Raw genomic sequence first — 20,889 nt, 5'->3', positions numbered from 1 at the left:
TGTGAACCAGCTGAGCGCAAGGGGAATTCCCGGGACGCCGAAGAGCCCGCTCCGTGCGGGGCGGACTCCTCGGATCGGAAGGTCAGCGGGCGGCGCGCTCCCGCGCCAGAAGGCTCTCCTTCACCGGGAGCCCCCACGCGAAGCCGCCGAGGGAGCCGTCCGTGCGGAGCACCCGATGGCAGGGCACGAACAGCGCCGGGGCGTTGCGGGCGCAGATCGACGCCGCCGCCCGCACCGCCTGCGGGTTGCCGAGCCGGGCCGCGAAGCCGGTGTAGGTCAGGGGCTCCCCCGGCGCGATGCCGCGGAGCGCCGCCCAGCCGGCGAGCTGGAGGGCGGTGCCCGTCTGCGCGACGGCGACCCCGTCGATCGCCGCGACGTCACCCGCGTAGTACGCGCCGACGGCGCCGGCCGCCTCCGTCTCCGCGTCGCGCACGGCGTCGGGGCGGACGCGGGCGGGAAGACGTCCGAGGATCGCCTCGACGTCGTCGGTCCACCCGGACACGAGCACCCGCTGGCGCTCGTCGGCGAGGATCGTGAAGGGACCGTCGGGGGTGTCGAGGGTCTGGATGAGAGCGGTCATGAGGTCTCCTCGGTGTCGGATGCGATGTCGCGGGCGGGCCGGACGGCGGATCTGCGCCGCGGTCCGGCGGGACGGATCGGGGCGGCACGCCACAGATGCGCGCTGAGGTAGCTCCGCCACGGTGCGGTGCGCTCCGCCCAGGCGGTGAGGGTCTTCGGGTCGGCGGGCAGCCCGGACGCGGCGGCACCGGCACGGAGAGCCACGTCGCCGGGGAGCAGCACGTCCGGATCGCCGAGCACCCGCATCCGCACGTAATCGGCGGTCCAGGGTCCGATGCCGGGCATCGCGAGGAGGGCGGCGCGCTGCGTCGGGCCGTCATCGCCCACGGTGAGGGTCAGGCTCCCGTCCGCCAGGGCCGCGGCGGCTCCCGTCACGGCGCGGATCCGGGCGGCGGGGCCGCGCAGCACCTCCGCCCCGTGCGCCGCGATGGCCGACATCGTCGGGAACAACAGGCCGTCGGGGGTCCGCTCCCCCAGCGCGTCGGTGAGGGCGGTGAGCGCGGTGCGGGCGGCGACGACCGTGATCTGCTGCCCGATCATCGCGCGGATGAGCATCTCGTGCGGATCGGCCGCCCCGGGCACGCGGATGCCGGGGGTCCGCGCGACCAGGGGCGCGAGGGGCGGGTGCGCGGCCAGGGCCTCGTCGACCGCGAGCGGGTCGGCGTCGAGGTCGAAGATGCGGCGTGCCGTGGCCACCAGCGGCGCGAGGTCGCCGAGTTGCGCGACGCGGGCCCGGAGATGCAGCCGCTCCGTCTCCTCCTGACGCACCTCGAACCACGCCGGGCCGCCGGGCATCCGGAGATAACGGGAGAACGACGTCGCCGTGGCCTCCTCGACGCCCGTCACGGCTCGCGCGGCCATCCACGCGAAGACCCCGGCCGCATCCAGGGGGCCCCGGTACGGCAGGACGAGGTCGATCGTTCCTGGTACGGCCGCGGAGGGCGTGCGGCGGCGGGCACGCAGCTCCCCCGGCGTGAGACCGAACACCTCGCGGATCGTGTCGTTGCCCTGACGGACGCTGTGGAAACCGGCGGCGAAGGCGACGTCCGCGATGGGCATGTCGGTGCCCACGAGGAGCATGCGGGCCGTGTGGGCGCGGTGCGCTCGCGCGAGTGCGAGCGGTCCGGCGCCGAGCTCGGTCGTCAGCAGCCGCGTGAGATGACGGCTCGAGTAGCCGAGTCGCGACGCGAGTCCTGGCACACCCTCGCGCTCGACCACGCCGGACGCGATCAGGCGCATGGCCCGCGCGGCCGTGTCTCCGCGGACGTCCCACGCGGGCGACCCGGGGGCGGCCTCCGGCAGGCACCGCTTGCACGCGCGGTAGCCGGCCTCGTGCGCCGCGGCACTCGTCGGATAGAACGTGACGTTCTGCGGCTTCGGCGTGCGGGCCGGGCAGCTGGGCCGGCAGTAGATCCCCGTCGAGCGCACGGCGGTGACGAACTGCCCGTCGAAGCGGGTGTCCCGAGCGCTGATCGCCCTGTAGCGCTCGTCGAAGGAGTAGCTCATGTCCTCCACTCTCTCACTCCCGCACGGCTACGGCTGGCGGAAATCGGACATCGCGGTTCCCTCCCCGAGACCCCGCCTACGCGCCGAGGCCCCGGCGTGCAGACGTGCGCACGCCGGGGCCTCGGCGGAAGACCGGGGTCTCGGTCAGTGGAAGAAGTGACGCTCCCCCGTGAAGAACATCGTGACGCCGGCCTTGCGCGCAGCATCCACGACCTCCTCGTCCCGCACGGAGCCGCCGGGCTGCACGATCGCCGTGACACCCGCGTCGATGAGCACCTGGGCACCGTCCGCGAACGGGAAGAACGCGTCGGACGAGGCGACGGATCCGGCGGCACGATCTCCCGCACGCTCCACCGCGAGGCGGCACGAGTCGACGCGGTTGACCTGGCCCATGCCGACGCCGACCGTCGCGTTGTCCTTCGCCAGCACGATCGCGTTCGACTTCACGGCCCGGCAGGCCTTCCACGCGAAGATCAGGTTCTCCATCTCCTCGTCGCTCGGACGCTCCCCCGACACGAGCTCCCAGTTCTTGGCGACCGAGACGATGTCGTCCGGGAAGCGGTCCGCGTCCTGGAGCAGGAGGCCGCCGGACACGAGGCGCACGTCCATGCGTTCCTGCTGCCAGTCCTCGGGGAGCTGCAGCAGACGCAGGTTCTTCTTCGCCTTGAACACCTCGAGGGCGGCGGGCTCGAACGACGGCGCGACGATGACCTCGGTGAAGATGTCCTTGAGGTTCTCGGCCATCTTCAGCGTCACGGTGCCGTTCGCGGCGATCACGCCGCCGTACGCCGACACGGGGTCGCACTCGTGGGCGCGGAGGTGCGCGCTGGCGATCGGGTCGAGGGCGTTCGGCGCGGTCGTGGCGATCCCGCACGGGTTCGCGTGCTTGATGATCGCCACCGCCGGCTTGACCATGTCGTAGGCGGCGCGCAGGGCGGCGTCCGCGTCGACGTAGTTGTTGTACGACATCTCCTTGCCCTGCAGCTGCGTGGCCTGGGCGATGCCGTGGCCGCCGGCGCGGGTGTAGATGGCGCCGCGCTGGTGGGAGTTCTCGCCGTAGCGGAGCGTGGCGAGGCGCTCGGCCTGGATCGTCAGGTGCGCCGGGAGGTCGCCCGGGTCGTTGAGGGTGCCCTCGGCGAACCACTGCGCGACGGCCGTGTCGTAGGCCGCGGTGTGCGCGAACGCCCGCGCCGCGAGCTCCCGCCGCTGCGCGAGCGAGGTGCCGCCCTGCGCCACGGCCGCGATGATCGCCGGGTAGGACTGCGGCGACACGACGATCGCGACGTTGGCGTGGTTCTTCGCCGCCGCACGCACCATGGCGGGGCCGCCGATGTCGATCTGCTCCACCACGTCGTCGCCCTCGGCGCCGGAGGCCACGGTCTCCACGAACGGGTAGAGGTTGACGACGACGAGCTCGAACGGCGCGATGTCGAGGTCGGCGAGCTGCCGCTCGTGGTCCTCCAGGCGCAGGTCGGCGAGCAGGCCTCCGTGCACCTTCGGGTGCAGCGTCTTGACCCGGCCGTCGAGCATCTCGGCGACGCCCGTGACCGCGGCCACGTCGGTCACCTCGAAGCCGGCGTCGCGGATGGTGGACGCCGTCGACCCGGTCGAGACGATCTCGACGCCCGCCTCGGCGAGCGCGGCGGCGAGCACGAGCAGGTCGGTCTTGTCGCTGACCGAGACGAGAGCGCGCCGGATCGGCACGGTGTCGCGATCGCGGTAGAGCGTGGGGTCGTGGCGGGGGCCGGCCATGATGGGCTCCTTCGTGCGGGGGCGTCGGGGGTCAGGGGGCGGAGGTCAGGGCGAGGTCGCCGGTCGCGATGCGCCGGACGACGTCGATGAGGAGCCGGCGCTCGACCGGCTTGATGCGCTCGTGCAGCGTGTGCTCGGTGTCGTCGGCCCGGATCGGCACGCGCTCCTGGGCGAGGATGGGGCCGGTGTCGACCCCGTCGTCCACGACGATCACGCTGGCGCCCGTCTCCCGGACGCCCGCGGCGAGGGCGTCGCGGACGCCGTGCGCTCCGGGGAACTCCGGGAGGTACGCGGGATGGGTGTTGATGATCCGCGGCGCATAGGCGGCGACGAGGGAGGACGGCAGCAGCCGCATGAGGCCGCTGAGCACCACGAGGTCCGGCGACCAGACGGCGAGCTGACGGCCCAGCTCCTCGCCCCACGCCTCGCGGCTCTCGTGCTCGTGCCACGGCACGGTGAAGCTGGGGATGCCGAACTCCTCGGCATGGGCCAGCCCGTCGGCTTCGCGATCCGCCCCGACGACGACGACACGCGCCGGGAAATCGGGGTGACGAGCGGCCTCGAGGAGGGCGCGAAGGTTCGAGCCGGCGCCCGAGATGAGTACGGCGACCGTGAGCACGCGCCCAGTCTACCGGCGTGCCGCACAGGCGCCGTCCCGACCGCGGGGCGGGCAGGGCCGCTAGGGGCGATCGTCCTCGACGGGTCCGCGCGGTGTCCCGAGGTCGCGCAGCGCATCCAGCGGCGCGGTGTCTTCGGAGGTCAGCGTGGACATCTCGGCGATCCAGCGGTCCGTGCGCTCCTCGGCGAGTTCATCCCGGTGACGGGGCGACAGCAGCAGGATCGCCGCACCCACGAGGACCTCCGCGCCGAGGGACAGCGCGAACGGCAGCACCGCCGGACCGACCGTCCCGAGGCGTCCCGGCCCCATCGACCCGTTCGCGAACATCGCGGCGAGCGCGGCGACACCGGCCGCGACCGCAGCGATCCCCACGGCGATCACGGTCCGCTGCGGGATGCCGAGCGGCGTCCCCTCCCACACCAGACGCGAGCGGACGGCCCACCCCGCGAACGCACCGGCGGCCACGGGGATCAGGACCACGATGAGCATCCAGATCGAGGAGTTCTCCGGCAGCAGGCCGAACGCCGGGATGCCGGGCACGACGCCGAGCTGGGTGCCGGCGGGCGACACCGCGGTCCCCGCACCGACCGCGAACCCGGGGCCGGCCAGCCACGCGGCCGCCCACACCACGAAGGTCGGCAGATACGCGAGCTGCCCGAGGGTCAGCACGGTCGCCCCGAGGGCGTCGACCCGCGCCGCCTGGAACAGCGCGACGACCTCTCCGCCGCGCGTGAGGACCGACAGGGCGACGGCCAACGCGGCGGCTCCCGTCACGCCCACGAGCGCGAACGCGGCGCCGCGCACGATCGAGGAGGGCACCGGCGCCCAGTCCTCCCTGGCGTCCAGGACGTCGTGGACACGGTCGAGCAGTCCGCCGTCGCCGTCCTCCCACGCGACCCGCACGGCGCCGCACACCGCGCCCACGAGGTACACGGCGGGCGGCAGCAGAATGGCGAGAGCCAGCGGGACCCGCGCGGCCCCGAGCGCCGATGTGAGAGCGACGACCGTGGAGATGACGGCGAAGACGACGGTTCCCGACAGCGACCCCAGCAGCCATGCCCCGGAGCGCGCCGCGCGGCCCCCGGAGCGCGCGGCGAAGAGCAGGGTGAGGAGCAGGAAGGCCAGCGGCGTGACCGAGACGACGAACCGCGCGGCGTCTGCGGGGATCGCCAGGGCGACGAGCAACGTGTCCGGGATCGTGATCTCCAGGGGGACGCCGTGGCCGAACTCCCAGAGCGTGCCGGTGAGCGGCCAGAGCGCGCCCCAGTCGGCGGTGATCCCGAAGGCCAGCGTCCAGAGGAGCGTCAACGGCGCCAGCAGCACGACGAGCCCGATGGCCGCCGCGATGGCGGCATCGAGGGCGGCGAGGAGCGCGACGAGGAGGCGTTGCATAGCGCTTCCGAGACTACGACGAGTTCCTTCCCGTCCCCCGTGGGCGCGCGCGGGGCGGCGACACGGTAGCGTTTCTCCGGAGGTTTCCCGATGACAACTGCCCCGCCCGCCCCGGCGTCCACCGGACCCACCGGTACCCTGGACCGCTTCTTCGAGATCAGCAAGCGCGGATCGACGATCGGCACCGAGATCCGTGGAGGCCTCGTGACGTTCGTCACGATGGCCTACATCGTGATCCTGAACCCGATCATCCTGTCCGGAAAGCCGGACGTCGCCGGCGACATGCTCGACTTCAACGCCGTCGGCGCCGCGACGGCCCTGACCGCCGGCGTCATGACGATCCTCTTCGGCGTCGTCACCCGTCTGCCGTTCGGCTTCGCCGCCGGTCTCGGCATCAACGCCTTCGTCGCGTTCTCCGTCGTCGGCCAGGTCACCTGGCCCGAGGCGATGGCGCTCGTGATGATCAACGGCGTCGTGATCGTGCTCCTCGCCGCCACCGGGCTGCGGAAGGCGATCTTCGACGCTGTACCGTTCCAGCTGAAGATCGCGATCACGGTCGGCATCGGCCTCTTCATCGCGTTCATCGGGTTCGTCAACTCCGGCTTCGTCACCGCGACCGGCGCCTCGTCCCCGCCCGTCGGCCTCGGCGTCAACGGCTCCGTGGCCACCGTGCCGAGCCTGCTGTTCGTGATCACGCTGCTGCTCACCGGCATCCTCGTCGCACTCCGCATCAAGGGCGGCATGCTCATCGGCCTCATCGGCGGCACCGTGCTCGCGGTCGTCGTCGAGGCGATCTGGCACATCGGCGCCCGCGGCGTCGACGATGAGGGCAACGTCGTCAACCCCGGCGGCTGGGGTCTCACCGTCCCGGCGCTGAACGGCTCCCCCGTCAGCGTCCCCGACCTGAGCCTCATCGGCGCCGTCGACTTCTCGTTCGACCTCGGCAAGGTCAGCCTCGTCGCGCTCGTGATGATCGTCTTCACGCTCCTCTTCACGAACTTCTTCGACGCCATGGGCACCATGACGGGCCTGGCGAAGGAGGCGAACCTCGCCGACGACAACGGCGACTTCCCGCGCATCAAGTCGGCGCTGGTGGTCGAGGGTGTCGGCGCGATCGCCGGTGGTGCGACCTCGTCGTCGTCCAGCACGGTCTTCATCGAGTCCGGCGCCGGCATCGGCGAGGGCGCCCGCACGGGACTGGCGAACGTCGTGACGGGCATCGTGTTCCTCATCGCGATGTTCCTCACCCCGCTGACCTCGATCGTCCCGACCGAGATCGCCGCCGCGGCCCTGATCATCGTCGGTGCGATGATGATGGCGCAGATCCGGCACATCGACTTCGGCGACTTCCGGGTGCTGCTGCCGGTGTTCCTCACGGTCTCCGTCATGCCGCTGACGTACTCGATCGCCAACGGCATCGGGGCGGGCTTCGTGAGCTGGGTGCTCATCCACGCCTTCTCCGGCAAGGCCAAGACCATCAGCCCGCTGCTGTGGGTGGTCGGCGCCGGCTTCCTCATCTTCTTCGCCCGCGGTCCCATCGAGGCCCTCTTCGGCGTCGGGATCTAACCCCGCTTCGAATCGCTCAAATGGCCCCATTCCGACACGGAATGGGGCATTTGCGCGACTTGAGGGAGGTGGGAGCTCCACCGTCAGGAGGAGTGGGCCGGGGCAGACGGCTCGCCGGAATCGCGCAATTGGTCCCATTCGGCCGCGGAATGGGACCATTTGCGCGACTTGAGGGAGGGGGCGGCAGGAACCGGGGGTATGACGAAGGCCCCGGGGTGGAGCCCGGGGCCTTCAGGTCAAGCGTAGCTCAGATCAGAGCGACTCGATGATCTCGCGCATGAGAGCGGCGGTCTCGGACGGCGTCTTGCCGACCTTGACGCCGGCGGCCTCGAGGGCCTCCTTCTTCGCCTGCGCGGTACCGGCCGAGCCGGAGACGATCGCGCCGGCGTGACCCATGGTCTTGCCCTCGGGAGCCGTGAAGCCCGCGACGTAGCCGACGACGGGCTTGGTGACGTTCGCCTTGATGTACTCGGCCGCACGCTCCTCGGCGTCGCCGCCGATCTCGCCGATCATGACGATGGCCTTGGTCTCGGGGTCGGCCTCGAACGCGGCGAGCGCGTCGATGTGCGTGGTGCCGATGACCGGGTCGCCGCCGATGCCGATGGCGGTCGAGAAGCCGAGGTCGCGCAGCTCGAACATCATCTGGTAGGTCAGGGTGCCCGACTTCGACACGAGACCGATCGGGCCCTTGCCGGTGATGTTGGCGGGCGTGATGCCGACGAGCGCCTCACCGGGGGTGATGATGCCGGGGCAGTTCGGCCCGATGATGCGGGTCTTGTTGCCCTTGCTCTGCGCGTAGGCCCAAGCCTCGGCCGAGTCGCCCACGGGGACGCCCTCGGTGATGACGACGAGCAGCGGGATCTCGGCGTCGATGGCCTCGATCATCGCGTCCTTCGTGAAGGCGCCGGGGACGAAGGCGATCGACACGTCGGCGCCGGTCTCCTTCATGGCCTCGGCGACCGAGCCGAAGACGGGGAGCTCGACGGCGTTGCCGTCCTTGTCCGTGTGCGAGACCGTGGTGCCGGCCTTGCGGGCGTTGACGCCGCCGACGACCTGGGTGCCGGCCTTGAGCATCAGCGCGGTGTGCTTGGTGCCCTCGCTGCCGGTGATGCCCTGGACGATGACCTTGGAGTCCTTGTTGAGGTAGATCGACATGTTCTGTTCCTTAAATCCTGTCGAAGCGTCAGGCGTTGGCGAGCTCGGCGGCCTTGTCGGCGCCCTCGTCCATCGTGGCGGCCAGGGTCACGAGCGGGTGCGCGTAGTCGGCGAGGATCGCACGACCCTCGTCCACGCGGTTGCCGTCGAGGCGGACGACGAGCGGCTTGGAAGCCGTGTCACCCAGCGTCTCGAGGGCGCCCTTGATGCCGTTGGCGACGGCGTCGCACGCCGTGATGCCACCGAACACGTTGACGAACACGCTCTTGACCTGCGGGTCGCCGAGGATGACGTCGAGGCCGGCGGCCATGACCTCGGCCGAGGCGCCGCCGCCGATGTCGAGGAAGTTGGCGGGCTTGACGCCGTTGTGGTTCTCACCGGCGTAGGCGACGACGTCGAGCGTCGACATGACCAGGCCCGCGCCGTTGCCGATGATGCCGACCTCGCCGTCGAGCTTGACGTAGTTCAGGCCGGACGCCTTGGCCTTGGCCTCGAGCGGGTCGGCGGCGTCCTTGTCCTCGAGCGCCTCGTGCTCGGGGTGGCGGATCTCGGAGGCGTTGTCGTCGAGCGTGACCTTGCCGTCGAGCGCGATGATGTCGCCGTCTTCGGTGCGGACGAGCGGGTTGACCTCGACGAGCGTCGCGTCCTCACCCTTGTAGACGTCGTAGAGCTTCACGAACACGTCGGAGACCTTCTCGATGAGGTCCTCCGGGAAGTTCGCGGCGCGGGCGATCTCGACCGCCTTCTCCTTGTCGATGCCGGTCAGCGGGTTGACCTCGACGCGCGCGAGCGCCTCGGGCTTCTCGACGGCGAGCTGCTCGATCTCCATGCCGCCCTCGACGGAGCAGAGGGAGAGGTAGGAGCGGTTGGCACGGTCGAGCAGCACGGAGAAGTAGAACTCCTCGGCGATGCGGGCGCCCTGCGCGACCATGACGCGCTTGACGACGTGGCCCTTGATGTCGAGCCCGAGGATGGCCTTCGCGGCCTCGTACGCCTCATCGGGGGTCTTGGCGACCTTGACACCGCCGGCCTTGCCGCGGCCTCCGGTCTTGACCTGGGCCTTGACGACCACGACACCGCCGATCTTCTCGGCAGCCGCCTTCACCTCCTCGGGGGTGTCCGCGACGATGCCGGCGAGGACCGGCACTCCGTACTTCTCGAAAACGTCTCGTGCCTGGTACTCGTACAGATCCACTGTGCTTCCTTCACTGGGCTGCGGTCTGGTCTGGTGATTCTCTCGATGTCGAGACATCGACCAGTCCCCCAGCCTACTACCGCAGGCTGAGCGCTCCGACGCCCCGACGCCCTCCCCGACGCGCCGACGCCTCCGGTACGATTCTTGAGCGTCGAGGCAGGGGAGACGAGATGACGGACACCTTCGACTGGTCTGATCCGGTGGCGACACGCGCGCGCATCGAGCAGCAGGTGAAGGACGCGGAGCGCCGCGCCGCGCAGGCCGCGCAGGTGCGCGACGACATCGCGGGCGTGCGGGAGCAGGCGGCCTCTCCGGGCCGCGACGTCACCGTGACGGTGGACGCCTCCGGGCGCCTCGCCGACGTCGCGCTCACGGATACCGCTCTGCAGCGCTCCCCCGCCGCCCTCGGCGCCCTCATCGTCACCCTCGCCGCCACCGCGCAGAAGGCGGCGGGAGCACGGGCGGTCGAGATCGCGGCGGAGGCGTTCGGCGCGGAGGACGCGGCGGTCGCGCATCTGCGTGAGGAGATCGCCGAGCTCCCCGACCCGAGTCAGGACGGCCGACCGCAGATCGAGTACCGCTGATGGCCGAGCTGATCGCCGTCGACACCGAGACCGTCCGCCAGCACGCCCAGCGCGTCGCGCAGATCGCCGCGGACGTCCGGCTCGCCGAGAACGCCGCCGGCTCGATGAACGTGGGCGGCGGCGCCTTCGGCGTGATGTGCGCCTTCCTCGTCCCCCCGGCACAGATCGTCTCGTCGATCGCCGCCGGGGCGATCACCGCCGCCGCGACGATGCTGGAGAAGTCCGAGGAGCAGCTCCGCGGCCTGGCGGACGACTTCGATGAGGGAGAGCAGCGTCAGCTCGATTCGATCCGCGGGCTGCTGTCGTCCGTGGAGGGCGCTCGCCGATGACCCCGCCGAACCCGCTGGTGGCGGGACCGATCGACCCGACGACACCGTTCAGCGGAGCCGGTCTGCTCGAGGACGGCTACGACCTCGTGAACGCGATCGAGAGCGGGGACTGGGTCTCCGGAGGACTCGCGTCCTTCTCCGCCCTCGCGAACACCGTGGCCACGGCCATGGATCCGCTCGGCTCGCTGATCGCCGCGGGATTGGGGTGGCTGATGGACCACCTCGAGCCGCTCAAGGGCTGGCTCAACGACCTGACCGGCGATGCGGGCGAAGTCGCCGGTTTCGCGGCGACCTGGGGCAACATCGCGCAGCAGCTGCAGCAGGCGGGCGAGACCCTCGACGCCCGCCTCTCCGACGTCAGCTCGATGTCGGGCGAGGCGATCGCGGCCTACCTCCGGCTGCAGTCCGACGTCGCCGCCCACATCTCCGCGGCCGCTGCCTGGGCCGGCGGGATGAAGACGGGCATGGAGACCGCGTCCATGCTCGTGCAGATCGTGCACGAGCTGGTCCGCGACACCCTGTCGCAGCTGGTCGGCTCCCTCATCTCCTATGCGAGCACGCTCGTCGTGTCGCTGGGCACCGCCACCCCGTACGTCATCGCGCAGGCCACGAGTCGCGTCTCGGCCATGACCGCCCGGATCTCCGGCACCGTGCTCAAGCTCGTGGATGCCGTAACAGCCCTCACGAAGCACCTCGACGAGCTCAAGTCGCTGTTCCAGCGCCTCGGCGACCTCTTCTCGCGCGGCCCGGGCGGTGGGCATGGCCCGTCCGGCCCCGGAGCCCCGCACGGCCCTGACGGCAGTTCCCCCGGGGGCTCGTCCCCCGACGGCTCGTCTCCCGACGGCACCTCGCCTGGCGGCTCCGGCCCCGCGGGCCCCAGCGTGCGCGACCAGAGCACGCTCACAGACGAGCAGATCCAGACGTACCTCGACCGCAACTACCCGGAATACGCTGACGACTTCGCGGACAACGGCACGCTCCCGCCCGACGTCCAGATCCCCAAGGGACCGGACGTGCTCCAGCCCGACGGGAGCATCGACTGGAGCCAGGTTCCCGGCGAGGGGTACGTGCTGGATTCGGGCGGGGAACCGATCCGGCAGCCGCACACTCCACAGGTCGGGGACGTCCTCGACCGCTACGGTCCTCCGGAGGGCCGTTACACGTCCCCGGTCCCCGAGAGCGGCCCGTATACCTACGATCAGCGGTCCCTCCCGTATGTGGAGAACCCGGCCCACTACCACCGCTATGAAGTGGTCGGCGACATGTCCGATCTTCGGAGCGTCTACGACCGCGCTCCGCAAGACGTCAAGGACGAACTTCTGGCGGGCGGGTTCAAGCCCGAGTATCTGGGTTCGCAGGGCTACCGAGGAGACATCGCGCCCGGGTTCGGCTCGACGGGTGGCGGGGTGCAGGTCCAGCTTCCCCTCACGGCCGCACAGTTGATCACACTCGGCGTATTGAAGGAGATTCCATGACCGAGCTCACCTCCGACGACGTGCAGCGCATCATCGCCGATGAGAAGCTCACCGCCACCGCGAACTGGTTCGGCCCCACCGGTCGACCACAGTCATCGGCGTGGATCGACCGCGACGGCGACGCGTGGATCGTGTGGGAGACGGACGAGCGTGGCGGCAGATTCCACGATCCCGTCCGCTTCGACTCGGAGTCGGAGGCGTTGGACTTCTTCCTGCGGATCGCGCGCCGCTACCGGGCGTCGGACTCGCACGCCGTCCGGAGGATCGAGGGGGAGACCTCATGACCGCGCTCCGCACCAGCCTCACCGCGGATGAGGCGCAGCGCGCGCACGCCGTCCGACGGATCGAGGGCCGGGAATGACGGAGCTGTGGATCGGACCCGACGGCGTCGCGATCGATCGCGAGCCGCTCCCCCGCGGCGCGGAGGTGTGGGACATGTACGGGCCGCTCAACACGCGCTACGTCTACCTCGTGGAGAACGGACGGCCGGCCGCCTATCCGGAGCGCTCCCTGCCCTGGGTCGAGAACCCCGCGGCGTACCACCAGTTCCTCGTCTCGGCGACTGCGTCCACCTCCGCGCGGCGTACGAGCGCTCGGAGGACGCCGTCCTCCGACGGGACCTGGACGACCTCGTGGACATCGGCTACTACCGCTGGGACGCCCCGATCTTCCGCGGCACGGTGGCCCCGGCCTTCGGCGACCCCGGCGGCGCGACCCAGCTCGTGCTGCCCCTCCCCCTCACGTTCTACCTGCGTCTCGGCCTGGTCCGGGAGCTGGCCGTCCCCGGAGCATCCGCATGAACCGCGACACCGTCCTCGCCGACCTCCGCGCGCGAGGCTCCGTCGGCTTCTGCTTCTTCGACGACCCCCGGGGCAAGACGAACACCGTCGTGGTGTCGTACGGCAGAGAGGGTTTCCAGACCTGGATCCAGGACGAGCGCGCGCAGCCGATCGAGGGGTCGCTGCGGGTGTTCGCCGCAGAGCAGGAGGCGCTGGCCGACTTCGCCCATCGCGTGCAGCTCTGGAACCGCGTCAGCGGCGTGCTCTCGCCGGGGCCGTCGGGCGCGAGCCCCACGGCGGTCTAGGCTTTCGCCATGCACGAATCCGCAGAGCTGCGCACCGGGGGCGTCGTCGCCGCCGCGCTCGAACTCTTCAGCGCCCAGGGGTTCGACCAGACGTCCGTGGAGCAGATCGCCAAGGCCGCCGGCGTCTCCCGGTCGACCTTCTTCCGGCAGTTCGGCGGCAAGGAGGACGTGGTCTTCGCCGATCACGAGGTCCTGCTGGAGCAGCTCCGCGAGTTCCTCGACGAGGGGCACGACGATCCGTGGGGCGCGGTCTGCGCGGCATCGGAGTCCGTGTTCACGCACTTCGCGAACGACCCCGAGCTCGCGCGACGGCGCTACCAGATCGTGCGGGAGGTGCCGGTGCTCCGCGAACGCGAGATCATCACCGTGTTCCGCTACGAGCGGCTGTTCGACGAGTACCTGCGCAGTGCCCTGCCGGGGGTGGATCCGCTGGACGCGGTGGGCTTCGCCGCGCTCGTGACGGCGGTGCACAACCACGTGCTGCGGCAGCTCCTGCGCGGACGGAAGAAGGTGCCGCTGTCCACCCTCCAGTCCGCGCTCGCGGATGCACGTCGGCGGTACGGCGTGGGCGAGGCCGCGGACGCGGGCGCTCCGGACGACGTGGTGGTGGCGGTCTTCCCCCGCTCGATGCCGATCGCCGAGGTGACCAGGAGGCTCCGCTCCGAGCTCGACTGAGCCGACCGGGGCGGTCGTGGTACCGAGTATCGAGGAGTACGATACCTGGTGTCACGAAGGAGCACCCATGAGCACTGAAGCCTCCCCCTTCCCCGGCGAGCGCGTCTCGTCCTACGACGTCACCGGGCGGCAGGACAGCGACTACTACGCCGTCTTCGCCGACATCCCCGCCGCCGACCGGGAGGCCTGGGACCGCGCGAAGGCGTACGTCGACGAGGTCGCCCCGCAGATGGCCGAGGCGTGGGACCGCGCCGAGTACCCGCTCGACGCCGCACGCCGCATGGGCGAGATGGACCTCGTCGTCGACGGCGTCGACCACCCCGCGCTGACCCGGCTCTCCCCGCTCGCCGCGGGCCTCGTCAACATGGAGATCTCGCGCGGGGACGGCTCCCTCGGCACGATCCTCGCGGTGCAGGGCGGGCTCGCGCTGCGGACGCTCGCGCTGTTCGGCTCGCCCGCCCAGCAGGACCGCTGGCTCACGGCACTCGCCGACGGCACGGTGCTCGGTTCCTTCGCCCTGACCGAGCCCGACCACGGCTCCGACTCCGTCTCGCTGGAGACCGTGGCCCGCCGCGACGGGGACTCCTGGGTGCTCCGCGGTGCCAAGAAGTGGATCGGCAACGGCGCCTCGGGCGGGATCACGTTCGTCTGGGCGCGGGTCGACGACGAGTCCGCCGCCGAGCACGGCGCGGTGCGGTGCTTCCTCGTCGAGCAGGACACCCCCGGATACACCGGCACCGTGATCCGCGGGAAGGCCTCCCTCCGCGCGATCCATCAGGCCCACATCCGCCTGGACGACGTGCGGGTGCCGCGGGACGCGGTGCTGCCGGGGACGAAGAGCTTCAAGGACGCCTCGACCGTGCTCTACGCCACCCGGTCCGGGGTCGCCTGGTCGGCGCTGGGTCACGCGACGGCCTGCTACGAGGCGGCGCTGGCCTACGCGAAGCAGCGCGTGCAGTTCGGCAAGCCGCTCGCGAAGTTCCAGATGGTGCAGGAGCGGCTCACGCACATGCTGGAGGATCTGACGGCGATGCAGCTCTACTGCCGCCGCATGGCCGATCTGGAGCAGGCGGGGGCGCTGCGGCCGACGCAGGCCTCGCTCGCGAAGTTCCACAACACCCGGGCGGCCCGGCGGATCGCCGCGACGGCGCGGGATCTCCTCGGCGGCAACGGCATCCTTCTAGAGAACGGCGTCATGCAGCACCTGGCCGACATCGAGGCCATCCACACCTACGAGGGCACCGAATCCGTGCAGGCCCTGCTGCTCGGCCGCGACATCACCGGGATGAGCGCCTTCGCCTAGCCCTTCGAATCGCGCACTTTGCTGGATTCGGCGGCCGGATGCAGCGAAGTGCGCGACTCGAAGCAGAGGAGGCGGTCGCGGTCGTCCCAGGGGTCGACGGGACGGAAGCCGCGGGATGTGTAGAGCCGGATCGCGGCGTCACGCCAGTCCCAGACCGACAGCCGCACCGCGCCCTCGGCCTCCACCAGGACGGCGTCGAGCAGCGCGGAGCCGACGCCGCGGCCGCGGACCGCCGGATCTGCCCAGAGCCGCTTGATCTCGGTGTACCCGGCATGCGCAAGCGCGATCACCACGCCGACCGGAGCCCCGGCGAGCTCCGCCACGAGCACCCGTCCGCCGGCGTACGCGGTCGCCGGATCGCGGACCTCCGGCCGGTACCGCTCGGGGAGTTCGCCCTCGGATTCCGCGGGGTCACCCAGGACGTCGTGCTTCTCCTGCTCGGTCTGCCGGAGATACGTCGACACCGCGGCACCGACGAAGGCCGCGTCACCCGGCCACTCCGCCTCGCGGACGGTGACACCGCGGCGCGACGCGGAGGCGGCGGGCATCAGTCGCAGCCGCAGCCGCCGGCGGGGGTCTTCACCATGAAGCACACGTCGCACACGCCGTAGTCGCGCTCGACGGGCTTCGGAGCCGCGGGCGTGCGGGGAGCGGCGGGGGTGCGCGGCGTCGAGGAGCGCTTGGCCTTGACGGGGGTCTGCGGGGCGAACTCGCTCGGGTGCGTCACGTAGAAGTAGGGCGCGCGCCCTCGCTGGGCTGCAGCCGGAGGCGGGTCGAACCGACGGTCACGACCTCGTCCTCCGTGAAGCCGTTGGTGTACGTGCGGCCGATGTGCAGCGCCGCCCCCTCGCGGCGGATCGCCTCGATGTAGCGACCGCGGTCGATCAGCGAGGTCACCCCCGCGGCCTCGACGATCTCGGTGATGAACGCGTGGTTCACCGGATCGATGCGATGGGCGCGGAGCGCCTCGGGAAGCGAGCGGTACGGACGGGAGGTGCCGGCGGGGGTCGGGCCCTGGACTTCATTCATCCCTTCCAGGATCGCACGGCGCAACCCCCTCCGCTGACCGCGGACTCGCGTGCGAGACTGGCCGCATGGCACTCGCGACGATCATCGGATCCGGACCGAACGGCCTCGCCGCCGCCGTCTCCCTGGCCCGCGCCGGCTACCAGGTGCGCGTGCTCGAGGCCGCGGACACGGTCGGAGGCGGCCTGCGCACCCAGGAGGCCACCCTTCCGGGCTTCCGTCATGACGTCTGCTCGGCCGTCCACCCTGCGGCCGTGGCCTCGCCATTCTTCCAGGCGTTCGGGCTCGACGAGCGGATCGAGTGGATCCGCCCCGAGATCTCGTTCGCCCATCCGCTGGACGGGGGCCGTGCCGCCGTCGCCTGGCGCGACATCGAGCGCACCGCGGCCGAGCTCGGCATCGACGGCGACGCGTGGCGGCGCCGGCTCCGCCCCCTCAGCACCCACATCGACGGCGTCACGGACTTCACCGGGAACCAGCTCCTCCGCCTCCCACACGATCCGATCACCGCGGTCCGCTACGCGATCCGCATGCTCGACCAGGGCACTCCCCTGGCGCGCGTCGCTTTCCGCACCGAGGAGGCGGCCGCGCTCATGGCGGGAGTCGTCGCGCACGCGAACTCCCCGCAGCCCACGCTCGCGGGGGCTGCGGCCGGGCTCCTGCTGGCCGGACTCGCCCACGCCGGCGGCTGGCCGTACCCCCGCGGCGGCTCGCAGGTGATCGCCGACGCCCTCATCGCCGACCTGGAGGCTCACGGGGGCTCGATCGAGACCGGCACCCGGGTCACCGATCTCGCCGCGCTGGACTGGGGCGACCCCACCCGCGGCGACGTGCTCCTGCTCAACGCCTCCCCCCGGCTCGCCCTCACCCACCCGGACATCCCGGCGTCGTATGCCCGTGCGCTCCGCGGCTACCGCTACGGCGCCGCGGCGGCCAAGGTCGACTTCGCGCTCGACGGCCCCATCCCGTGGACGAACGAGCACGTGCGGAGCGCGCCCACCGTGCACGTGGCCGGGACGAGGGACGAGGTGTGGAACAGCGAGAACGCCGTCGCCGTCGGTCGCGTGTCCGAGCGCCCGTACGTCCTGGCCGTCCAGCCGTCGCTCTTCGACCCGACCAGGGCACCCGACGGCAGGGCCGTGCTCTGGGCGTACATCCACGTGCCGAACGGCTCCGACCTCGACCCGACCGAGCTCATCACCGCGCAGGTCGAGCGGTTCGCGCCGGGCTTCCGCGACCGGATCCTCGCCCACCACGCGGTGCCGGCCTCCTCCCGCGAGGCGATCAACCCGGCCGAGATCGGCGGCGACATCTCCGGCGGCGTCTTCGATATGCGTCAGGCCCTGCGCCGCCCCGTCCTCTCCCCCGCGCCGTGGCGCACGCCGATGCCGGGCGTGTACCTCGCGTCGGCCTCCACGCCGCCCGGACCCGCGGTCAACGGCATGGCCGGGTGGCACGCGGCACACACCGTGCTCCACGACGCCGGCACGCCCGCGGAACTCGACGACCTGTTCGGCTGACCCTGCCCTTTCCCCCGCTCGCCGCCCGGTCCAGGATGGGTGCATGCGCTACGAGATCCCGGCCCCCATGCTCGCCAAGGCCGTCGCGGCCGTCCCCGACCCCGACAAGACCCCGGGCGGGCTGCTCTACGAGCCGAAGTGGGACGGGTTCCGGGGGCTCATCGCCTGGGACGGCGAGACGGTCGAGATCGGGTCCCGCGGCGCGAAGCCCCTCACGCGCTACTTCCCGGAGCTCGTCGATGCGATCCCTGAGCTGCTGCCCGTGCCCTGCCTCCTCGACGGCGAGATCGTCGTGGCCACGGGTCCGCACGGCGCGCAGCGTCTGGACTGGGAGGCCCTCAGCCAGCGCATCCACCCGGCCGCCTCCCGGGTCGCGAAGCTCGCCGTCGAGACCCCGGCCCTGTTCATCGCGTTCGACCTGCTCGCCTCCGGTGAGGACGACCTGCGCGACCAGTCGTTCGAGACACGGCGGGCCCGGCTGGAGACGCTCATGGAGTCCGTGGAGCACCCGCTGCACCTGACCAGGACCACCCGCGACCGTGACGCCGCCGTCCGCTGGCTCCAGGAGTTCGAGGGCGCGGGCCTCGACGGCGTCGTGGCCAAGCCGCTGGCGCAGCCGTACGCACCGGGGAAGCGCACCCTCTTCAAGATCAAGCACGCGCGGACCGCCGACGTCGTCGCCCTCGGCTACCGCATCCACAAGTCCGGCACCGGGGTCGGGTCGCTGCTCGTCGGGCTCTACGACGCCGCGGGGACCCTGCGTCAGGTCGGCGGCGTCGCGGCATGGAGCGACGCGAAGCGGAAGCAGCTCGTGGAGGAGCTCGCACCGTTGGTCGAGCGTGACGAGGACGGCGCGGCGGTGACCGGCGAGGGCGAGCGCTCGCGGTTCAGCGGGTCGAAGGATGTCTCGTTCGTGCGGCTGCGTCCCGAGCGGGTGCTGGAGGTGCGGTACGACCAGCTCGAGGGCGCCCGCTTCCGTCACACCGTGCAGTTCGAGCGGTGGCGGCCGGACCGCGACGCCCGCTCCTGCACGTACGACCAGCTCGACACCGTCGAGGGCTACGACCTCGCCGACGTCCTGAGCTGAGCCCGCTCAGTCGTCGGCGGGGTTGCCGTCGGCGTCCCAGTTCGCGGCGTTCTTCTTGCTCGGCTGCACGCGGGGCGGCTCGCCCGGCATCTTCGGGAACTCCGGCGGGAAGGGCAGCTCCCCGAGGCCGTTCGCCGTGTCGCGCTCCCACCACTCCAGGAGCGTGTCGATGCGCCCGGGCTTCGCCTGCATGTCGGCCCACGGGTCGCCGACCTCTTCGAGCCGCTGCGGGATGCTCCGCACGGTGAAGACGCGCGGGTCGAGATCGTCGAGCTCCTCCCAGTGCACGGGCGTCGCGACGGTCGCACCGGGGAGGGCACGCGGACTGTACGCGCCGGCCATCGTGCGGTCGCGGTTGGCCTGATTGAAGTCGACGAAGAGGCGCTCGCCGCGCTCCTCCTTCCACCAGTTCGTCGTGACCCGGTCCGGCATCCGGCGCTCGAGCTCCCGGCCGGCGGCGATCACGGCATGCCGCACGTCGAGGAACTCGTGGGTGGGCTCGATCGGGGCGAAGACGTGCAGGCCCCGGTTGCCGCTCGTCTTCGCGAACGCCTCGAGGCCGGCCTCCCGCAGCACCTCCCGCAGGGCGTGGGCCGCGGGGACGGCCTCGGCGAAGCCGGTGCCCGGCTGCGGGTCGAGGTCGATCCGCAGCTCGACGGGGTTGTCGGAATCGGTCGCCAACGACGCCCAGGGATGGAAGACGATGGTGTTCATCTGCACCGCCCACACGATCGCGCTGGTGCGGTTCAGGACGATCTGGGGATGGCGGCGGCCGCTGTTGTACGTGACCGTGACGGCGTCGACGAAGTCCGGAGTGCCCTTGGGCGGGTTCTTCGAGAAGAAGCCCTCCGGCCGCGGTCCTCCGGCGGTCCCCACGCCGTCCCGGAAGCGCTCCAGGGACACCGGCCGGTTGCCGTTCGCCGCGAGGAACGGCACCGACACGAGCTGCACGTACTCGGCGAGCTCGGCCTTGGTGATGCCGAGGTCGGGCCAGACGACCCGGTTCGGGCTGGAGAGCGCGACCTCACGCTCTCCATCGGTGTCGGCGACGGTCAGGGTCACGCGTTCAGAGGCCATGCTCCGACCCTAGGGCGCGGTCACGACCCGCGGAACCCCCGGCGACTCCGGGTGCGCGCGCCGTCAGTCCTCGATCCGCACCGCGCGCACGAGCACCGGCGCGAGGGCGTCGCGCTCCACCACCATGGAGGGCCCTGCGGAGTCGATGATGACGCCGGCCATCTCGGAGTGGCTCGACAGCACCTTCGCGAGCTGGTCCGGCTCGAACGGCAGCGGGCGGTCGCCCCGGCCGAGCGCGATGACCTCCAGCGGGTGCGAGAAGAGCTGGAGGAAGCGGCGGCCGTCGGCGGTCTGCGCCTCGGCGATGCCGACCTGCCCGGTGCCGGATCCGTCGTTCACGGCCACCCACATGCGGGTCGTGGCGAGCGCCTCCCCCACCTTGGCGGGCGAGTCCTGCTCCCGCGGCGCCGCGAGCAGGGACTTCACGGTCATGTCGACGTCGGCCTGCTCGAGCGTCTTCTGCAGGAGCTCGGTGGGGAACACCACACGATGCGGCGCGGACGCGTTGTCGATGATGAGACCCGCGAAGTCACCGGAGACGACCTGCTGCATCACCGAGGTCGTCGGCTGGGCGACAGCGGAGGTCGCGGACGGATCGGCTTCGAGCTGCACGGAATCCCGGACGGCGGCCGCCGAGCTGAACGCCAGCATGAACTGACGCTCCCCATCGCGGACCACGGCGACGGCGAGCGGCTTGCCCTCGCTGATCTGCGCGCGGGCATCGCCGTTCACGCGGATGTAGAGGTGCCCCTGGAGAGCCTGGCGGAGCACCCCGAGGAGCTGCTCGTTCGAGGCACCCGCCTCGATCTGCGCCAGGGACTCGCGCAGGAGGACGTTGTCCTTCATGCCGGCCACGGTCTCGGTCTGCTCCGGCGGGAGCGCGGGAGCGAGCGGGAGCTTCCGCTCGGCCGCCGGTGCCGCGGGCTCCGCGGTGGGGCTCGGCGGCGTCGGCGCGGCAGCGGGCG

At 71.6% G+C, this 20,889-nt stretch carries 23 protein-coding genes; 11 read left to right on the top strand and 12 right to left on the bottom strand.

The window, feature by feature from the left end; translation table 11 throughout:
• Window positions 1-82: 82 nt before the first annotated feature.
• The 5 genes from AC2W7E_RS13065 to AC2W7E_RS13045 form a co-directional block, all read right to left on the bottom strand.
• A complete protein-coding gene (locus AC2W7E_RS13065) occupies window positions 83-580 on the bottom strand; it encodes a methylated-DNA--[protein]-cysteine S-methyltransferase (RefSeq protein WP_303709505.1) in 498 nt (165 codons plus the stop codon).
• Window positions 577-2,085, bottom strand: coding sequence for a DNA-3-methyladenine glycosylase 2 family protein (locus AC2W7E_RS13060; protein WP_485989284.1), 1,509 nt, complete (start codon window positions 2,083-2,085; stop codon window positions 577-579). The genes AC2W7E_RS13065 and AC2W7E_RS13060 overlap by 4 nt, the downstream gene beginning before the upstream one ends.
• A 144-nt stretch (window positions 2,086-2,229) precedes the next feature.
• Entirely contained in the window at window positions 2,230-3,837 is a 1,608-nt protein-coding gene (purH, locus tag AC2W7E_RS13055; protein ID WP_025103782.1) for a bifunctional phosphoribosylaminoimidazolecarboxamide formyltransferase/IMP cyclohydrolase, read from the bottom strand.
• Between the two features lie 31 nt (window positions 3,838-3,868).
• Window positions 3,869-4,456, bottom strand: coding sequence for a phosphoribosylglycinamide formyltransferase (purN, locus tag AC2W7E_RS13050; protein WP_025103781.1), 588 nt, complete (start codon window positions 4,454-4,456; stop codon window positions 3,869-3,871).
• Window positions 4,457-4,516: 60 nt separating this feature from the next.
• The gene (locus AC2W7E_RS13045) at window positions 4,517-5,848 is read right to left on the bottom strand and encodes a cell division protein PerM (protein ID WP_485989283.1); all 1,332 of its coding nucleotides are present in this window, start codon (window positions 5,846-5,848) and stop codon (window positions 4,517-4,519) included.
• 90 nt (window positions 5,849-5,938) lie between these two features.
• Here AC2W7E_RS13045 and AC2W7E_RS13040 point away from each other — a divergent pair, with 90 nt between their 5' ends.
• On the top strand, window positions 5,939-7,414 hold the full coding sequence (locus AC2W7E_RS13040; RefSeq protein ID WP_025103779.1) for an NCS2 family permease: 1,476 nt from the start codon (window positions 5,939-5,941) through the stop codon (window positions 7,412-7,414).
• Between the two features lie 252 nt (window positions 7,415-7,666).
• Here AC2W7E_RS13040 and sucD read toward each other — a convergent pair whose 3' ends face one another.
• Together sucD and sucC are read right to left on the bottom strand one after the other, a co-directional pair.
• Window positions 7,667-8,569 carry a succinate--CoA ligase subunit alpha gene (sucD, locus tag AC2W7E_RS13035; RefSeq protein WP_485989282.1) on the bottom strand — a complete coding sequence of 301 codons (903 nt, stop codon included), beginning with the start codon at window positions 8,567-8,569 and terminating at the stop codon, window positions 7,667-7,669.
• A gap of 28 nt (window positions 8,570-8,597) precedes the next feature.
• Complete coding sequence (gene sucC / locus AC2W7E_RS13030; protein WP_371511283.1) at window positions 8,598-9,764, bottom strand: ADP-forming succinate--CoA ligase subunit beta; 1,167 nt, start codon at window positions 9,762-9,764, stop codon at window positions 8,598-8,600.
• Between the two features lie 170 nt (window positions 9,765-9,934).
• Between sucC and AC2W7E_RS13025 the strand changes: the two genes are divergently transcribed.
• The 8 genes from AC2W7E_RS13025 to AC2W7E_RS12990 all read left to right on the top strand — a co-directional run bounded on the left by AC2W7E_RS13025 (window position 9,935) and on the right by AC2W7E_RS12990 (window position 15,214).
• Complete coding sequence (locus tag AC2W7E_RS13025) at window positions 9,935-10,348, top strand: YbaB/EbfC family nucleoid-associated protein (protein WP_315109019.1); 414 nt, start codon at window positions 9,935-9,937, stop codon at window positions 10,346-10,348.
• Entirely contained in the window at window positions 10,348-10,677 is a 330-nt protein-coding gene (locus tag AC2W7E_RS13020) for a type VII secretion target (protein ID WP_025103775.1), read from the top strand. Before AC2W7E_RS13025 ends, AC2W7E_RS13020 begins: the two co-directional genes overlap by 1 nt.
• Window positions 10,674-12,152 carry a glycohydrolase toxin TNT-related protein gene (locus AC2W7E_RS13015; protein ID WP_485989281.1) on the top strand — a complete coding sequence of 493 codons (1,479 nt, stop codon included), beginning with the start codon at window positions 10,674-10,676 and terminating at the stop codon, window positions 12,150-12,152. Before AC2W7E_RS13020 ends, AC2W7E_RS13015 begins: the two co-directional genes overlap by 4 nt.
• Window positions 12,149-12,436, top strand: coding sequence for a hypothetical protein (locus AC2W7E_RS13010; RefSeq protein ID WP_485989280.1), 288 nt, complete (start codon window positions 12,149-12,151; stop codon window positions 12,434-12,436). Before AC2W7E_RS13015 ends, AC2W7E_RS13010 begins: the two co-directional genes overlap by 4 nt.
• A 348-nt stretch (window positions 12,437-12,784) precedes the next feature.
• Complete coding sequence (locus tag AC2W7E_RS13005; RefSeq protein WP_485989279.1) at window positions 12,785-12,952, top strand: hypothetical protein; 168 nt, start codon at window positions 12,785-12,787, stop codon at window positions 12,950-12,952.
• Window positions 12,949-13,236, top strand: a complete 288-nt coding sequence (locus AC2W7E_RS13000; RefSeq protein ID WP_062635916.1) for a hypothetical protein — start codon at window positions 12,949-12,951, stop codon at window positions 13,234-13,236. The genes AC2W7E_RS13005 and AC2W7E_RS13000 overlap by 4 nt, the downstream gene beginning before the upstream one ends.
• 9 nt (window positions 13,237-13,245) lie before the next feature.
• A complete protein-coding gene (locus tag AC2W7E_RS12995; protein WP_025103770.1) occupies window positions 13,246-13,911 on the top strand; it encodes a TetR/AcrR family transcriptional regulator in 666 nt (221 codons plus the stop codon).
• Between the two features lie 67 nt (window positions 13,912-13,978).
• Window positions 13,979-15,214 (top strand): acyl-CoA dehydrogenase family protein, encoded by a 1,236-nt coding sequence (locus AC2W7E_RS12990; protein WP_315109029.1) that lies wholly within the window; start codon window positions 13,979-13,981, stop codon window positions 15,212-15,214.
• Here AC2W7E_RS12990 and AC2W7E_RS12985 read toward each other — a convergent pair.
• The 3 genes from AC2W7E_RS12985 to AC2W7E_RS12975 are packed head-to-tail and all read right to left on the bottom strand — an operon-like array spanning window position 15,211 to window position 16,243.
• The gene (locus AC2W7E_RS12985) at window positions 15,211-15,762 is read right to left on the bottom strand and encodes a GNAT family N-acetyltransferase (protein WP_485989278.1); all 552 of its coding nucleotides are present in this window, start codon (window positions 15,760-15,762) and stop codon (window positions 15,211-15,213) included. The genes AC2W7E_RS12990 and AC2W7E_RS12985 overlap by 4 nt on opposite strands.
• Window positions 15,762-15,941 carry a hypothetical protein gene (locus tag AC2W7E_RS12980; protein ID WP_485989277.1) on the bottom strand — a complete coding sequence of 60 codons (180 nt, stop codon included), beginning with the start codon at window positions 15,939-15,941 and terminating at the stop codon, window positions 15,762-15,764. The genes AC2W7E_RS12985 and AC2W7E_RS12980 overlap by 1 nt, the downstream gene beginning before the upstream one ends.
• Entirely contained in the window at window positions 15,938-16,243 is a 306-nt protein-coding gene (locus AC2W7E_RS12975) for a hypothetical protein (protein WP_485989276.1), read from the bottom strand. The genes AC2W7E_RS12980 and AC2W7E_RS12975 overlap by 4 nt, the downstream gene beginning before the upstream one ends.
• 65 nt (window positions 16,244-16,308) lie before the next feature.
• Here AC2W7E_RS12975 and AC2W7E_RS12970 point away from each other — a divergent pair, with 65 nt between their 5' ends.
• Both AC2W7E_RS12970 and AC2W7E_RS12965 read left to right on the top strand, forming a co-directional pair.
• Complete coding sequence (locus AC2W7E_RS12970) at window positions 16,309-17,760, top strand: phytoene desaturase family protein (RefSeq protein WP_485989275.1); 1,452 nt, start codon at window positions 16,309-16,311, stop codon at window positions 17,758-17,760.
• A 43-nt stretch (window positions 17,761-17,803) separates the two neighbouring features.
• Window positions 17,804-18,847: an ATP-dependent DNA ligase gene (locus tag AC2W7E_RS12965; RefSeq protein ID WP_485989274.1), complete on the top strand. Its 1,044-nt coding sequence runs from the start codon at window positions 17,804-17,806 to the stop codon at window positions 18,845-18,847.
• A 6-nt stretch (window positions 18,848-18,853) separates the two neighbouring features.
• On the opposite strand, the gene ligD is transcribed toward AC2W7E_RS12965, so the two are convergent.
• Both ligD and AC2W7E_RS12955 read right to left on the bottom strand, forming a co-directional pair.
• Entirely contained in the window at window positions 18,854-19,924 is a 1,071-nt protein-coding gene (gene ligD / locus AC2W7E_RS12960; RefSeq protein WP_303708611.1) for a non-homologous end-joining DNA ligase, read from the bottom strand.
• A gap of 63 nt (window positions 19,925-19,987) precedes the next feature.
• Window positions 19,988-20,889, bottom strand: a 902-nt coding sequence (locus tag AC2W7E_RS12955) for an SseB family protein (protein WP_485989273.1), incomplete at its 5' end; no start/stop codon positions are given.

It is taken from the genome of Microbacterium sp. CFSPD4_SD4, assembly GCF_057364585.1.
This window is presented reverse-complemented; position numbering and strand designations above follow the sequence as displayed.

Coding starts and splice junctions, on each gene's coding strand:
- AC2W7E_RS13065 (WP_303709505.1), bottom strand. CDS start 580: ATGACCGCTCTCATCCAGACCCTCGACACCCCCGACGGTCCCTTCACG.
- AC2W7E_RS13060 (WP_485989284.1), bottom strand. CDS start 2,085: ATGAGCTACTCCTTCGACGAGCGCTACAGGGCGATCAGCGCTCGGGAC.
- purH (WP_025103782.1), bottom strand. CDS start 3,837: ATGGCCGGCCCCCGCCACGACCCCACGCTCTACCGCGATCGCGACACC.
- AC2W7E_RS13045 (WP_485989283.1), bottom strand. CDS start 5,848: ATGCAACGCCTCCTCGTCGCGCTCCTCGCCGCCCTCGATGCCGCCATC.
- AC2W7E_RS13040 (WP_025103779.1), top strand. CDS start 5,939: ATGACAACTGCCCCGCCCGCCCCGGCGTCCACCGGACCCACCGGTACC.
- sucD (WP_485989282.1), bottom strand. CDS start 8,569: ATGTCGATCTACCTCAACAAGGACTCCAAGGTCATCGTCCAGGGCATC.
- AC2W7E_RS13025 (WP_315109019.1), top strand. CDS start 9,935: ATGACGGACACCTTCGACTGGTCTGATCCGGTGGCGACACGCGCGCGC.
- AC2W7E_RS13020 (WP_025103775.1), top strand. CDS start 10,348: ATGGCCGAGCTGATCGCCGTCGACACCGAGACCGTCCGCCAGCACGCC.
- AC2W7E_RS13015 (WP_485989281.1), top strand. CDS start 10,674: ATGACCCCGCCGAACCCGCTGGTGGCGGGACCGATCGACCCGACGACA.
- AC2W7E_RS13010 (WP_485989280.1), top strand. CDS start 12,149: ATGACCGAGCTCACCTCCGACGACGTGCAGCGCATCATCGCCGATGAG.
- AC2W7E_RS13000 (WP_062635916.1), top strand. CDS start 12,949: ATGAACCGCGACACCGTCCTCGCCGACCTCCGCGCGCGAGGCTCCGTC.
- AC2W7E_RS12995 (WP_025103770.1), top strand. CDS start 13,246: ATGCACGAATCCGCAGAGCTGCGCACCGGGGGCGTCGTCGCCGCCGCG.
- AC2W7E_RS12990 (WP_315109029.1), top strand. CDS start 13,979: ATGAGCACTGAAGCCTCCCCCTTCCCCGGCGAGCGCGTCTCGTCCTAC.
- AC2W7E_RS12985 (WP_485989278.1), bottom strand. CDS start 15,762: ATGCCCGCCGCCTCCGCGTCGCGCCGCGGTGTCACCGTCCGCGAGGCG.
- AC2W7E_RS12975 (WP_485989276.1), bottom strand. CDS start 16,243: ATGAATGAAGTCCAGGGCCCGACCCCCGCCGGCACCTCCCGTCCGTAC.
- AC2W7E_RS12970 (WP_485989275.1), top strand. CDS start 16,309: ATGGCACTCGCGACGATCATCGGATCCGGACCGAACGGCCTCGCCGCC.
- AC2W7E_RS12965 (WP_485989274.1), top strand. CDS start 17,804: ATGCGCTACGAGATCCCGGCCCCCATGCTCGCCAAGGCCGTCGCGGCC.
- ligD (WP_303708611.1), bottom strand. CDS start 19,924: ATGGCCTCTGAACGCGTGACCCTGACCGTCGCCGACACCGATGGAGAG.